This is a genomic window from Vibrio sp. OPT24, assembly GCF_015163545.1.
Lineage (GTDB): Bacteria > Pseudomonadota > Gammaproteobacteria > Enterobacterales > Vibrionaceae > Vibrio > Vibrio cyclitrophicus.
On record NZ_JADDYI010000048.1, the window covers coordinates 660,731 to 674,471 of the forward strand.

The 13,741-nt window shown below is 42.2% G+C and carries 11 protein-coding genes and 1 riboswitch; of the genes, 4 read left to right on the forward strand and 7 right to left on the reverse strand.

Translation table 11 applies throughout. The features are described 5' to 3' along the window. Nucleotides 1-45 precede the first annotated feature (45 nt). Complete coding sequence (locus IQO02_RS12535) at nucleotides 46-1,416, reverse strand: alanine/glycine:cation symporter family protein (RefSeq protein WP_010438473.1); 1,371 nt, start codon at nucleotides 1,414-1,416, stop codon at nucleotides 46-48. A gap of 128 nt (nucleotides 1,417-1,544) precedes the next feature. Next, a riboswitch (glycine riboswitch) is annotated at nucleotides 1,545-1,678 on the reverse strand. Between the two features lie 301 nt (nucleotides 1,679-1,979). Here IQO02_RS12535 and IQO02_RS12540 point away from each other — a divergent pair. The 3 genes from IQO02_RS12540 to IQO02_RS12550 all read left to right on the forward strand — a co-directional run bounded on the left by IQO02_RS12540 (nucleotide 1,980) and on the right by IQO02_RS12550 (nucleotide 3,465). Beyond that, nucleotides 1,980-2,138, forward strand: a complete 159-nt coding sequence (locus tag IQO02_RS12540; protein ID WP_010438476.1) for a hypothetical protein — start codon at nucleotides 1,980-1,982, stop codon at nucleotides 2,136-2,138. A 140-nt stretch (nucleotides 2,139-2,278) separates the two neighbouring features. Then, nucleotides 2,279-3,013: a chromosome segregation ATPase gene (locus IQO02_RS12545; protein WP_010438479.1), complete on the forward strand. Its 735-nt coding sequence runs from the start codon at nucleotides 2,279-2,281 to the stop codon at nucleotides 3,011-3,013. A gap of 275 nt (nucleotides 3,014-3,288) precedes the next feature. Then, nucleotides 3,289-3,465 (forward strand): hypothetical protein, encoded by a 177-nt coding sequence (locus tag IQO02_RS12550; protein ID WP_016791268.1) that lies wholly within the window; start codon nucleotides 3,289-3,291, stop codon nucleotides 3,463-3,465. Between the two features lie 186 nt (nucleotides 3,466-3,651). Here IQO02_RS12550 and IQO02_RS12555 read toward each other — a convergent pair whose 3' ends face one another. The 6 genes from IQO02_RS12555 to IQO02_RS12580 form a co-directional block, all read right to left on the reverse strand. Further along, entirely contained in the window at nucleotides 3,652-5,196 is a 1,545-nt protein-coding gene (locus IQO02_RS12555) for an alanine/glycine:cation symporter family protein (protein ID WP_010438482.1), read from the reverse strand. 825 nt (nucleotides 5,197-6,021) lie between these two features. Next, nucleotides 6,022-7,188 (reverse strand): ABC transporter permease, encoded by a 1,167-nt coding sequence (locus IQO02_RS12560; protein ID WP_010438485.1) that lies wholly within the window; start codon nucleotides 7,186-7,188, stop codon nucleotides 6,022-6,024. Beyond that, nucleotides 7,185-8,417, reverse strand: coding sequence for an ABC transporter permease (locus IQO02_RS12565; protein WP_016768671.1), 1,233 nt, complete (start codon nucleotides 8,415-8,417; stop codon nucleotides 7,185-7,187). Before IQO02_RS12565 ends, IQO02_RS12560 begins: the two co-directional genes overlap by 4 nt. A 7-nt stretch (nucleotides 8,418-8,424) precedes the next feature. Next, on the reverse strand, nucleotides 8,425-9,399 hold the full coding sequence (locus IQO02_RS12570) for an HlyD family secretion protein (RefSeq protein ID WP_016787911.1): 975 nt from the start codon (nucleotides 9,397-9,399) through the stop codon (nucleotides 8,425-8,427). 3 nt (nucleotides 9,400-9,402) lie between these two features. Then, a complete protein-coding gene (locus IQO02_RS12575) occupies nucleotides 9,403-10,854 on the reverse strand; it encodes a TolC family protein (RefSeq protein ID WP_016783920.1) in 1,452 nt (483 codons plus the stop codon). A gap of 373 nt (nucleotides 10,855-11,227) precedes the next feature. Beyond that, nucleotides 11,228-11,455, reverse strand: a complete 228-nt coding sequence (locus tag IQO02_RS12580) for a hypothetical protein (RefSeq protein ID WP_010438494.1) — start codon at nucleotides 11,453-11,455, stop codon at nucleotides 11,228-11,230. A gap of 619 nt (nucleotides 11,456-12,074) precedes the next feature. Between IQO02_RS12580 and IQO02_RS12585 the strand changes: the two genes are divergently transcribed. Next, a complete protein-coding gene (locus IQO02_RS12585) occupies nucleotides 12,075-13,727 on the forward strand; it encodes a sensor histidine kinase (RefSeq protein ID WP_032545211.1) in 1,653 nt (550 codons plus the stop codon). The last annotated feature ends 14 nt before the right edge of the window (nucleotides 13,728-13,741 follow it).

Sequence of the window (13,741 nt, forward strand, 5' to 3'; positions counted from 1 at the left end):
GAAAACCCGCATATCAATGCGGGTTTTTTGATCGTCCAATTTAAATTATGTTCTAACGGCTTCGCAATCATTTGAGGAAGCTAAAGGTTTGAAGAATAGCTTGGTTTCTTCAATGACGACGTTACGTAGCAAGATAAGTCCGATTAGGTTCGGAATTGCCATTAGGCCATTCACGATATCAGCCATTATCCAGATCATATCGAGCTTCAAGAATGCACCAGAAGCAACCAATGCGATGAAGATGATTTTGTAAGGTAACACTGCTTTGGTACCTAGTAAGAAAACAACGCAACGCTCACCGTAGTAGTTCCAACCTAGGATGGTTGTAAACGCGAAGAAGATCAGGCCAATAGAAACCAACATTGGACCTAAAGTATCGGCATTCAAACCCACAGCGAATGCATGAGTGGTCATTGCAGCACCAGATAGGTCTGTTTGCCAAGCACCCGTTAAAATAAGTGCTAACCCCGTCATCGTACAGATGATGATGGTATCAAAGAAGGTACCTGTCATCGAGATAAGGCCTTGCTTCACGCACGAGTCCGTTTTTGCCGCTGCTGCAGCCATAGGCGCACTACCTAGGCCTGACTCATTCGAGAACACACCACGAGCAATGCCAGATTGTATAGCAAGCATGATACTTGCTCCAAAGAAACCGCCCGTTGCTGCTGTGTTGGTAAATGCAGAGGTGATAACAAGGGTAATAGCATTCAGTAGTTGATCGGCGTTTGAAATCAGAACGCTTAAACACGCAACGATGTACATGATAGCCATAGTAGGTACTACTTTTCCTGCCACCTTAGCGATAGATTGAATGCCACCAAGGGTTACCACTGCCACCAATATCGTAAGAACGACAGCAGACATTTCACGCGAAGCACCAAAGGAAATTTCAGTCGCGTCTAAGATAGCGTTAACTTGTGGGAAGGTACCAATACCGAAGCAGGCAACACCCAAAGCGAAAACAGCGAACATCACCGCTAAGACTCTTGAGCCGACACCGTATTGCAAGTAGTACATTGGGCCGCCAACCATTTCGCCATTACTATCGGTTCTACGGTATTTAACAGCAAGTAGACATTCTGCGTATTTGGTCGCCATACCAAATACAGCAGCAAGCCACATCCAGAATAGGGCACCAGGGCCACCAATCTTGATTGCGGTCGCTACACCAACGATATTACCCGTACCAATAGTTGCTGAAAGCGCTGTACACAAAGCGGCGAAGCTAGATACGTCACCTGTACCAGATTTGTCTTTGCTAAATACCATTTTTAGCGCGGTTGGGAGGTGTCTAAACTGGAGTAGGCCTAAGCGAAAAGTAAAATAGATACCTGTACCCACTAGCAGAATAAGCAGTGGTGGTCCCCAAACGAATTGGTTGATGGTTTGTAGTGTAGCTTGTAGGTGGTTCATAGATTCCCCTTAATAAATTAAAAATTTAAGGAGAAGAGGGAAGGCAGTGCAGATCACAGGGATCGATAGCACCACTTAATACATACTGATTTCTAGATAGAATTCTTCTGGTAATTAAGGCTGTTGCTTTCCACTCCTCTGTCCTTTTGCCTGAGAGTTTCACTTAGCGAATCACTTATAGATAAGTAATGGGCACTAAGCTTGCTCCTTCGGCGACCGTTTTCTACAACAAAGTAGTACGATTCTCTCCAGAGGTTCCTCCAACAACAGTCCTCACTTTTCTGGATTTCTCCAGCACAAAGCGCCTGAAAGATTTACTTCTTCGGCGGGTTAATCTAACTAAATGTTAAAACTTAGTTAAAAACCACTCTCCTGCAGTCTTCATCGGAACAATTACCTAAATGATTAGGTAATCTGTAGGCGTATCCTAGATCATATAAAATGTGATGTCAGCTACAAAATGTCTGTTTGCACAAATGTTGTTCAACTAAATGATCAAACAACGAGACTCTGACGTAACTTGCTTATTTAAATGGTATAAAATAGAAAAACAAGGAGGAGTTATGACTCGACTAATAGCGATTGTTTTTTTATTGGCTTTGGCATTCGTGCTGTTTCGTTTCCGGACAAACGAAAAAGTACAAAAAGGGGTAGTTATCGTTATTGTTAGCAGCTTTCTTTTATATACCGCCAGTTTGATGATTTCGGAGCTAGCTCGTTAGACGCTGTTGCGTTCAAATGATAGCGAACGAGTGGATATGGAACCTAAGTGATGTATCGACAACTTAGGTGATAGGATCAGTATTGGTAATTAGTACCAGTGACCGCGTAACGTTAAACATATTTTTGGGAGTACCCGCTAGTGAACCAGCAATCTGGACAAAGCGAACAAGATGAAGTGGTTGTTATTGAAGAACGAGATAAGCGCAGTCAGCTTTACATAGGTATTGCCGCTGTTATTGGTCTGGCTTTAGGTGGCTTGATCGGTTCTACAATCACGGCGTCAAAGTGGGAGTCCACTTATCAAGTACTCGAAACACGTTACCAAGAACTGAATGAAAGTAAAAAGCAATTAATGACATCAGTAGAAACTAAGGTGGCAAAAGTTGACACGGAAATCGATGCGAAAGTAGAAACTGCGCTAAAGCAACAATCAGCAGAGCATCAAAAAGAACTCCAAGATTTAGCGAAACAGTCTGCAGTTTTGGAGAAGGCGAACTACTCGCTAGAACAGCAGATAAACGAACAGAAACAAGCGTTAGAGAAAACTCAACAAGACAATCAGAAACTCAATCGTCAGGCTGATATGCAGTCCACCTTGTTTGAACGCTCACGTGAACTTTTTCGCAAAGAACTACAGATATCTCAAGAACTTGAAAAACTCGAGAAAGAAAGAGATGACATCGAACAGAAACTTGGTTCTTTGAAACAAGCATGTGATGTTTTCTTAGACGGCACGTCATGGGATGCGAAATCTGACGCTTGTGAGAAACAAGATAATGCTAATTCTCGATTGAGTGATATCAGACAAATGATTGAAGTTCATACGATGGACCTCAAACAAATCAAAACACTAACCGAAGAGATGGGCTTATAAGCTTAGTGCTTAATCTCATCAGCAATTAACTTGTTTGACTGCTAGTATTCAAACGCCCACATCATGTTAAAGATGTGGGCGTTTTTGCGTTACTTAACGCGACAATCTGTGAATTGCCCCCTAAAATTTATTATCATATGCAATTAGTTGATTTTTTGGTGACTTTGCATACATATTTAGGTAACCAGAAAGCAGCATAATAGTCGCGCTCAAGGATAAGACCGCGGTTTACTATTACTTCGTGACTCAATAGATGTCTAAGGAAGGATGAAATAATGCATGAATACGAATGCGAAAACTGCCCAATAGTTTATTGCTTTGATGATTGCCATTCGGCACTTAAAGAGGCGAAAATCATAGATATTGAAGCGCTAGCGAAAAGAGTTGATGAAGAGACATCACAAAGCGCAAGAGTGAATAAAGTTCCTCAGGAGCTCGATCATCAGCAATAGGTTATATGTGACGGCTATTACTTAACAGCACACAAGTAAACTATTCATTTGAGTCAAACATAAAAAATCCCCACCAACAAAGTTGGCAGGGATTCCAGATTAGTAGCATTATTGTTCTCGCTTTCTCAAGCAAAAGGGTAACTTCCTAGAAGTGACTGTTTTAGAACAATATCATTTTGCTACAAACTACTTCTCGTAAGTTTTGATTTCGCCTGATTTAACGCGAGCAACAAATGATTGCAGTTCTTTCTTCACAACTGGCATCAAGAAGTATAGGCCAAGGATGTTAAAGATAGACATCGCAAAGATAGCCGCATCAGAGAAGTCGATTACCGCGCCGAATTGAATCGTGGCACCAATAACAACAAACACACAAAACATCACTTTAAAAATTAGTTCTGTTGTTTTGCCTTCACCAAATAGGTAAGTCCACGCCTTAAGACCATAGTATGACCAAGAAATCATCGTCGAAAATGCAAACATGATAACAGCGAGTGCTAGTGTGTATTTAAACACTTCTGCAGTTTCAGTAAATGATGCAGCAGTCAGTGTTACACCTGTTAAACCTGTTCCATCGTATGGGCCAGTGTTCAAGCCGGCGATAGTGATAACCAATGCTGTCATTGTACAAATGATTACCGTATCAACGAATGGTTCTAATAATGATACAAGACCTTCTGTGATTGGCTCTTTCGTTTTTACTGCTGAGTGAGCGATTGCCGCTGAACCTACACCCGCTTCGTTTGAGAACGTAGCACGTTTCAGACCTTGGATTAACGCACCTATAAATCCGCCTACAACACCTTCACCAGTAAATGCACCTGAGAAGATAGCGCTAAATGCATTACCAACTTGATCAAGATTAGAACCGATAACAATGAGCGCCATACCAATGTAAAGAGCAGCCATCCAAGGAACAACTTTTTCCGTTACCGATGCAATCGAAGGCATACCACCAACAATCACAGAAAAAACTAAAGCGGCTAGTACAAGGCCAGTAATGACACCGTATTCGCTCGGTACATCAAATGCGTAAGTTAACATGGCATGTGCTTGGTTAGCTTGGAACATGTTACCGCCACCAAGTGCACCCAAAATACACATTAACGCAAAACCAATAGCAAGGGCTTTACCTAATCCACCTAATCCTCTTTCGCTTAGACCTTGGCTTAGGTAGTACATTGGACCACCTGAAACAACACCAGAAGGTAGGATAGTTCGGTATTTTACACCTAAGGTACACTCACAAAACTTAGAAGCCATACCTAGCAGGCCACACAAGATCATCCAGAATGTCGCACCCGGACCACCAATCGCAAGCGCAGCACCAACGCCGGCAATATTACCAAGCCCTACGGTTCCAGAAAGCGCTGTTGTTAACGCTTGAAAGTGGGATACTTCCCCGTCTTCTTTGGTGTTAGGGTCGGTATATTTACCTTTAATAATGTCTATGGCCATACCAACGCGTTTAAATTGAACAAAGCCAAAATATACAGTGAAGATAATAGCGGCGAGTAAGAGCCAGCCAACAATGACTGGGAAGTTTGCTTCTCCAACCGGTACACTTTTAAATATTAATCCAACAAACCACCCCGTGTAGTCGTTGAAAAAGCCATCAACACTTTGACTTAAATTGCTAATTGACTGCTTAAATGATCCAGCTTCTTCTGCAAAAGCGCTGGTACTAAATAATAAGATTAACCCCAAGAATAGTTCACGTATATTTTTCATGGTTTTCCCTGTCTTTATTTTATAAATTTCGATTGTCATACTGAATTTATTTTTTATTTTCAATTTGTCGTTAGTTCAATAACTTATCTATTTCTTTAGACAGCAACAAAAAGGGATGTAGCTAAGTCAAAATAAGAAATAGATATGAACATTGGTCACACTTTATATGAACATCCTTTCAATAGAGTTTATGTTATCAATACCTCTGGTGTTGGTTATACCAAAGTCTTATTGATAATCTTATACACAAACGCAATGGCGTTAAAGAATTTTTTACAATAATTTTACATTTGGTCATGTTTTGTAATTATTTGCTGATCTATGACCACTTTCTAGTCAACAGGACTGACTTTTAAAGCTATTGGCAGAGCATCTAAGTGGGCTAGATACGTAACTCTGATTAACCTGCCGCTGAGTGGACCTCGTAAGGTTTTGATAATTGGTGGTCATGTTTATGACCCAAATATGAAGCTCACAGCAATTTGGATGTTTAAAAGAGATAAAAAGTTGATAAGTTAGTGGCTTGAGACTTTCGAGCTTTCATCATGGGTGATGAAAGATGAAAGATGAAAGATGAAAGAAAATGAAGGGGAGGCTGAAACTGACTTATGAAAATGTTGCTATTGATTTTATCGCGTATGTTGATTTTGTTGTGTATAGCTCGCCGGACTACTTATTTAAATACTATCCCGATAGGAAGACAAAAAGCTCTTTATAAGAGCTTTTGTGTCACTGCTTTCTGATGATCAATAAACGTGTTGTTTAAACATTCCCATTAATCAAATCATCGATTTTCTGGACTTGTAACTGCATTGATTGACACATCTACGTGATGGGCGCCTCTGAACGACTTAGGCTTTTACTCGATTTATGAAAAAGCTTAAGTGCCAATAACGATCCCCATAGTAGAACCTGTCCCCATAACAGCGTCCATTGAGGTGCTATTTCTTGCCAAGATGCACCCATCTGATTAAGCGCTAAGAAACCTTGGATTGCAGGTGTGCTCGGGAATAACTGTGATAGTAGTACTAACCACTCAGGCATCATCTCAACTGGCCAAATAAAGCCTGAAGAGAAAATGAGTGGCATTGAGCTAATTAACACTACGACCGTGACTAATTCTCTTCTTGGAACCAACTCACCGATAAGAATCCCGACTAAACAACTGGCCAATAAGAAGGGCAGTAGTAAGGTCAAAATTTGTGTCATTGAGGCGAGCAAATTTATCCCATACATCGAAAAGCTTGCACCGAAGTAATACATCGATAACAAGTAATAGATGCCGATTAATGTACAACAACGAGCAAGTATCAGTTTCGCCGAAGAGATCTTACTCCAATAGCCAAACGTTGATTGCGCGTTTTGGGTTGCACCAACTAAACCTGAAGCCATGGCTAAGGTTTGTTGCAGGATCAACACAAAAACAGCAGGAACCACGTAATCAATGTATCCCATGCGACTATTGAAGGTTGGTTTTAGGTTTAAGCTAAATGCACTGTAGCCTTTGGCAGCGGATTCTAAAGGCACACCTTCGACTAACAAGTGACTAACCTTAACTTGCGCAGCTAACGTGCCTCCTGCCTTAGCTAGGCCTTCAACAATTGTCCCGTAGACCAAGAAGTAAGATGCGTCACCAGCATAAGAAAGCGTCGGGCTTTTACCGAGCAGCAAGTCTTTATAGAAGTCTTCTGGAATGACGAGAAATCCGCCAATCTCCTGATTAAGTACGGCTTGTTTAGCATCGGCGATAGAGGAATCTCGACGTACCAATTCGATCTGAGAGGTGGCATCTACCATACGTTCTAATTGGTAGCTGCTTTGGCTCTTATCCAGATTCACAACGGACGCTTTAAGCTGTTGAGGTACTTGGTTTGCGTAAGGCAATGGATATAAGAATGAATAAAATACCACGCCGCCGAATACGGTGAGCAATACAACAGGGTTGCGAAGTACCGCTAACAGTTCTTGTTTCAGCAGTTGAGTAAAGCTCATTGTTTTACTCCTCGTTGCTCAGCTTGTTTTGACGATATATATCGTGGTGATTGCGCCAAGTGTTTCTTAATCAACAACATCACCACGAAAGCAGGGACTGCGTACCACAACATTGAGGAGAGGCTGATTAAAGATTGTGCCGCGCTCACGCCATAACTAGACTGTGCCGTTTGTACTTCTATGTAATGGCTGACTGGCAGTAAGCTTCTCCAAATTTGAGCTGCCGTGTTCATGTCTGTCACTGGAAAGGTAATGCCCATGAACGCGAAACTCGGTGCAGTAAAGGCACCTGCGAAACTCATCGCCCTTGCAGGATCAAGAGTTAAGAAGAAAAACAAACAACCCATGATGATACAACTGATCACTGTCAGTATTTGGGCAATGGTCAATGCTACAAAGCTGCCATTAAATGGCCAGTCTAAGAGAGCATAGAACCAAAAGCTAAATGCGATACCAAACATTAAAAATAAGACAGCATAAGGTATTAATGTTGAGGTTAGCGACTTCATAGGTGCGTTGGATAACCAAGCTTGAAGGCCACGTGCTCTAACGTTCGCCGTTAAAACTAATATCGTGCCGACCACAACCATGATCTGCCACAGTGCAGGAATAACTGCAGACACCAAGAACTGAGCATAACTGCTGTTCTTGTTAAACAGTGGCGTGATCTGGCTTTGCACTGTTACTGCTTGGCCTAATGCTGATTGGACTGTGGTATCACCGAGTGACAGTTGTTTAACCACTTCAAGTTGAGCGTTAAACGTACCTTGAGCTTGTAGCAGAGCCGAGTTCACTAATTTGCCGATCAAGATAAATTGGCTGTTGTAGAACACGGATACCTGCGGGTTTAAACCTAGGTAAATATCTCGGTCAAAGTGTTTAGGTATTACAACATAGCCGTAGATATCACGTTCGATCATCGCTTTTGCCGCTTCACTCGCTGAGCTGTATTTCTGAGTGACTTGCAGTGTTGGTGAAGCATCAACGAGGCGCGTGAACTGCTGTGAAATTTGGCTGTGTTCAAGATCAACAACAGCCACCGGTAAATCACGAGCGATACCTTGTGCAAATATAAGCCAAATGCTTGCAGCAAGAAGTAAAGGAATCCAAGTTAGGCAAGACAACAACCATTTATCTTTACGAACAATAGCCCATTGCCTTAGTAATGGGCTCGTCACTTTGTGATGCTCAGTTGATTGCGAGCCTGTAGATCGGAAGTTAGCAGACATAGGTCACCTAAAGCTCAACCACAAGGCTCATACCCATTCGTAGTGTCTCGCCGGTATCGACAGGTTGCGCTTCTACTTCAAAAGTTCGTAAGTCGAAACCTTGTGCTGCGTCTGTTGAACGCCAAGTCGCGAAATCACCCATTACGGCGATGTGTGTGACTTGGAAAGTTAGTGACTTATCCAAAGCCGGTAGGTATGCCTCAAACTGGCTGCCTTTCTCGAAATGCTTAAGCATATCTTCACGCACATTGAGTACTGCCCATGCATCGTTGGTGTCGATAACAGTCACAACAGGGAAACCTTGTGGTGCTAGCTCACCGCTGCTCAATAGAACTTGAGATACTTCACCATTAAACCAACTGTGGATCTGTGTGTCTTTTGCGTACGCTTCAACTTCTGCTACTGCACCCGCCGCCATTAATGCTTTTTGAGCAGCAGCCACCTTAGTCTCGTCACGAACACCTTCTTGCGCTAATTTGTACATTTGGAATGCGGCACTTTCAGTGTATTTTGCGGCTTGCCATTGTGTTTTGGCTTCATCACGTTTTTGTTCTGCGACAACGCCATCGTTGTAAAGGCTGTTTACACGTTGGTACGTTTTGTCCATCAGATCAGCTGCAGCCTTGGCTTTCAGCCATTGATCTTTGGCTGCTTGGATCTGTTGAGTACGCGCGCCATTCTCTGCTTCTTGTGCTAATGCACCAGCGGCTTTCTGACCGGCTTTTGCTTGCTCTAGCTTCGCGTCAATCTCAGGGCTAAGAAGAGAAAAGATCAATTCGCCTTTTTCAACTGAGTCACCTTTACGTACGAATATTTCATCAATTCTGCCAGGTACTTTCGATGAGATACTGTATTGCTGCGCATCGATTTGGCCTTGAAGCTTAACAGGCTGAGGTTGATAAGCTTGATAAAAACTGTATCCGACCCAGCCAATGACGCCGATACCAACTAAAGATAGAAGAAGGGGCTTAATAGGTTTCATGAATTATCCTTTTGACTGGCTATCGGTGTCTGTTCTTGAATCGAAATCAGACGAAACAGAAGACGTTAAGTAACTTGAGTAAGCATTCATTTCGCTGGTTAGCGCCAACAGCTTATTAAGAGAGATGAGGTATTTGAATCTCGCAGCAGATTGCTGTGTTTTAATGCTGGCAAGGTATAACTCAGCATCAACCACTTCTAATGAGTTAGAAAGCCCTTGAGTGAATGCCTTTTTACGGAGCGATAGGTTTTCTTGCGCTAACGACAAGCTAGAGTTGAGGCCTTGAACCTCTTCAATTGCTTGGTTTGCTTCCAGATAGGTTTTTTGTACTAACACGGTTAAGTCTTGTTTAGCTTGTGATTTAAGGAATTGAACCTGAGAAACAGCACTGTGAGCTGCTGCGACTTTATCTGAACGGCCAGAGGTATCAATCAGCGGTACATTGACACCAATGCCAACTAACCAATCAGGTTTCATTTCACTCGCGAGAGAATCGTCTTCATAAAGGCTGTAATCACCGTAAAGATAAACTTCTGGGTAGTATTTACCTTTTTCTGCTTTGATTAAGCTGCTTGCTTGTTTCTCTTTTGCATCAAGGATCTTAAGGCCAGGGTAGGTCATGAGTGTTTGATCAATGAACACATCCATATGAGGGAGGTTCTTATTGATAAACAGTTGCTCTGAAGGTTCAACACTTTGGCTTTGGCCAAGTATTTGAGTTAACGCTAATTGAGCAATTTTAAGATCGTTTTGAGCTTTAGTCCGCTCGACAACCGCTTTGTCTAGTGAAGCATCCGCCTGCAAGCGTTCTACTCGTGCGATTTGTCCTTGTTGTTCAAGTTTGATGGCGAAATCACGATGCTGAGTTAAGCCAGCTTCAACGGCTTGACGCGTTTTGACGACGTCTTCCGCTAAGATCACCGAGAAGTAGTATTTGCTTAAGTCTTCGTAACGAGCCTGCTTTTCCATCAACAGTTGGCTTTGAGCCTCTTCGCTTTTACCTTCTGCGGCATTTTGCGCAGCGGTAATTCGCCCACCAGTAAAAATAGGCCAAACCGCACGAATGGAAGAACTAAAGATGTCTTGCTCGGTAATAGTAGAGGTGATGCCACCGAGAGCTGAAGTTAACCCAGGAAGCGCGGCTCCAATGCCAGACAAACCTGCTGGTACGCCACTCAAGCTATCGGCAAACTGTTCGCCATTGATGGTTACGTCACTATCGAGGTGCGTGTAGTTAGCCCCTAAGGTGATAGAAGGCAAGTTGAGGCTACTCGTTGAGTTTTGAAGGTGCTGATAACGCTCAACATTGGCTTGTTGAGCGGCAAGAGAGTTGTTGTTCTCTTGGAGTATTTGCCACGCTTCAGTAAAAGAGAGTGGGGCTGCGTAGCTTGGCGAACTGATAGTACCGATAAGAATACTGGCAATTGCAAGGCATCGGAATTTCGGTTTAGTCATCTGAACTCATTTACCAATTTAGAGTATTAACTCTAATATTAACAGGGCGATCATCATTTGTCTTGAACAGATTGTCGCTATATATACACGTTCTTTTTATAAACAGATTCTTTCTATAAACCGAAAACGCCGACTAAATCACGAGCTCTTAGAAATTAGAAGCGAATCATTATAGAGAGACAGCTACCGCTATAGAGAGACAAATATACACAGATAGTTTCACATTAGCACATCAGCAAAAATTAATACCATTCGTTAACTTGGTGTGGATAAGGTTAAGTGTATGGTCCCAGAGACAAATAATACGAAAAGAGCACGGCAAAGCGTGCTCTTTACATTCAGTATAGAGGTATTTGTTACAAAATGAAGCGGTCTATTTAAAGCTTGGACAATGGTGGTCGGCACGCCACACTAGTTGTCTTGAACCTTGCATAGTTTGCAGTAAATCTCTGCCTGACATTTGCGGGAAAGCTAACAACACTTTTAAGTCGAGTGGGGATGTCTCGTCTTTCTCATAGGCTCTTACATGAGTAAAAGTAGATTGTAAGTTATTAAACAGCATCGCCTTAGTCAGGCAAATTCCAAAATTATCGCGTTTCATTGTCTGGTTTCCTTTTCAACAATGTTTATACGTTATGTTTTTTTATCCTATGTCTGTTGGACAGTGCTACTGGGCGACACACCCTGCTTACCAGTGCTTAATCGTGGTCAACTGATTTTTATCAGCTCCCTGTGTTGTCATGCCAGTCAGCTGTATGCTTAAGTCTCTATATGTTTAGATATCTATAGATGATCCAGTTCGTTCAGCATACGTCGAGGCGAGCAAGCAACTTATTATTATTTGCACGTCCAGTGAGTAAATAATTGTTGCTCTTTTGTTAACCGAATTTCGATTGAGATAGCAGTCTTTAAAAGGCGACGGATAGCTTGGCAACAATAAATTTCTTCATATGCAACTATTATAATTGTATTTGTTTTGAACAACCTAAAAAACACCTAAAACCTTAGTGATCTAGCTCAATATTTATTCGTTTATTTGCCTTTTTAAGCTAATCAGTTCTAAAAATGAGCAGTTTTTTGAGCGGTATAACGTAAAGGAATATCAATTAATAATCGGGTCAATTATTTAGTTGAGTAACAGTCACAAATTCGTATAGGTGAAAAGGTCATTTGATTAACTTGGTGTTAACATTAATCGTTAGCATTAGGGACGATTTTATATGAAATGGAGTAGTATCAGCTTCAGAAAAAGGTTGCTGATTATCATGACGGTCACTGGCCTCGTTGAACTGTTGATACTTTCAGCTGCGGGTTTTTCGTATATCAAACAATCTCAAGAACAAGAGATGGGTTTGAAAGCACTCGGTGTTGCTGAATTTCTGTCTGAATCGCCACTTGTCGCCAGTATTCTCCAAGATAAACAGTCTTTAGCTCCTGATGGCGCTCCTTATTCTCTGTCTCAAGAAACCCAAGTTAAATTTCGAAACCTTACCCAACTTATTGGCGCGGCCTTTATTGTTGTAGGCGACGAAAAAGGCATTCGCTTGGTTCATCCTTATGACGACAGGCTCGGTAAACCAATGCGCGGTGGCGACAATCAAAGGGCGCTCGCACTAGGTGAATCTTATGTCTCGACGGCTAAAGGTTCGCTTGGTTTTTCTGTTCGTGGTAAGTCGGCGGTTAAGGATCAGCAAGGCGCGGTCATAGGTGTGGTTTCAGTTGGTTATCTATTGGATTCTTTGCAAGATCGAATTGAACCTTACTTGGCCTTTTTGATTGTAATGGCGTTGCTGGTGGTTGCAGTTAATGCTGTGATCTCAAGCTACGTATCTCGTCGTTTTCAACGTTCTATTTTGGGGTTTGAACCTGAAGAAATTGGTCGATTGTACGTTGAACTTGATGTGACCATGAGTACAGTGAAAGAGGGCATCTTAAGTATCGATAAGAACGGTATTTTACGTTCTATAAACAAAAGTGCCTGCGATATTTTGTCTATAGATAGGGACTCAGCACTCAATCAACAGCGCCTTTCTGATGTGTTGGCGGGCAGTGACTTAGAACACCTGTTATCAACCGGCGACACGGACCATGATGTCGAGCTGTACCTCAATAATAAGCGAATTATTGCAAACCGAAGTCCGATTGTTGTTGCTGGTGAAGTGGTTGGAGCGGTTTCTAGTTTCCGTTTAAGGGATGAAATTAATGACTTAACAGACCAATTGTCTCAAACCAAAGAGTACGCCGATCTATTGCGTTCTCAAACACACGAACATCAGAACAAGCTCAACACGATCAGTGGCTTGATTCAGATGGGAGAGTTGGAATCGGTTCAGCAATTGATTGGTCAAGAAACGGCGCACTATCAAAGCCTCATCGAGTTCTTAAGAGAAACGGTGAAGGATCCGCTGATTGCCGGCATGTTGTTAGGTAAAACTGAGCGAGCGCGTGAGATTGGTCTGGAGTTGAAAGTTGAAGAAGGCTCAAGATTAGAAGCGCTACCAAGTCGACTAAACGCCGATGACGTTGTCACTATTCTCGGTAACCTCATTGATAACGCTTTTGATGCCACCATGATGGCGATTAAACAAGAAGGGCAAATAACACCAGTTCGCCGGGTAATCGTTGTATCGATCAGTGATTTTGGTAATGAAATCATTGTTGAAGTAGAAGATAAAGGATGTGGTTTGCCAAAGCATTTGGCGACTGATGCACTAACCGAAAAAGGTGTATCAAGCAAAGCCAAGCAGAACCGAGGTGTCGGTTTGTATCTTATTAAGCAGCTTGCTGACCGCTATCAAGGGCAGCTAGAAATGATTGATAATCCCGATTTTGGGTCACGCATGACGGTGTATTTGCCGAAAGAAGAACAATAATAATTGAGTACGAA

Excerpts from the sequence above, each read along its gene's own strand:
- IQO02_RS12535 (WP_010438473.1), bottom strand. The coding sequence starts at position 1,416 with ATGAACCACCTACAAGCTACACTACAAACCATCAACCAATTCGTTTGG.
- IQO02_RS12540 (WP_010438476.1), top strand. The coding sequence starts at position 1,980 with ATGACTCGACTAATAGCGATTGTTTTTTTATTGGCTTTGGCATTCGTG.
- IQO02_RS12550 (WP_016791268.1), top strand. The coding sequence starts at position 3,289 with ATGCATGAATACGAATGCGAAAACTGCCCAATAGTTTATTGCTTTGAT.
- IQO02_RS12555 (WP_010438482.1), bottom strand. The coding sequence starts at position 5,196 with ATGAAAAATATACGTGAACTATTCTTGGGGTTAATCTTATTATTTAGT.
- IQO02_RS12560 (WP_010438485.1), bottom strand. The coding sequence starts at position 7,188 with ATGAGCTTTACTCAACTGCTGAAACAAGAACTGTTAGCGGTACTTCGC.
- IQO02_RS12565 (WP_016768671.1), bottom strand. The coding sequence starts at position 8,417 with ATGTCTGCTAACTTCCGATCTACAGGCTCGCAATCAACTGAGCATCAC.
- IQO02_RS12570 (WP_016787911.1), bottom strand. The coding sequence starts at position 9,399 with ATGAAACCTATTAAGCCCCTTCTTCTATCTTTAGTTGGTATCGGCGTC.
- IQO02_RS12575 (WP_016783920.1), bottom strand. The coding sequence starts at position 10,854 with ATGACTAAACCGAAATTCCGATGCCTTGCAATTGCCAGTATTCTTATC.
- IQO02_RS12580 (WP_010438494.1), bottom strand. The coding sequence starts at position 11,455 with ATGAAACGCGATAATTTTGGAATTTGCCTGACTAAGGCGATGCTGTTT.
- IQO02_RS12585 (WP_032545211.1), top strand. The coding sequence starts at position 12,075 with ATGAAATGGAGTAGTATCAGCTTCAGAAAAAGGTTGCTGATTATCATG.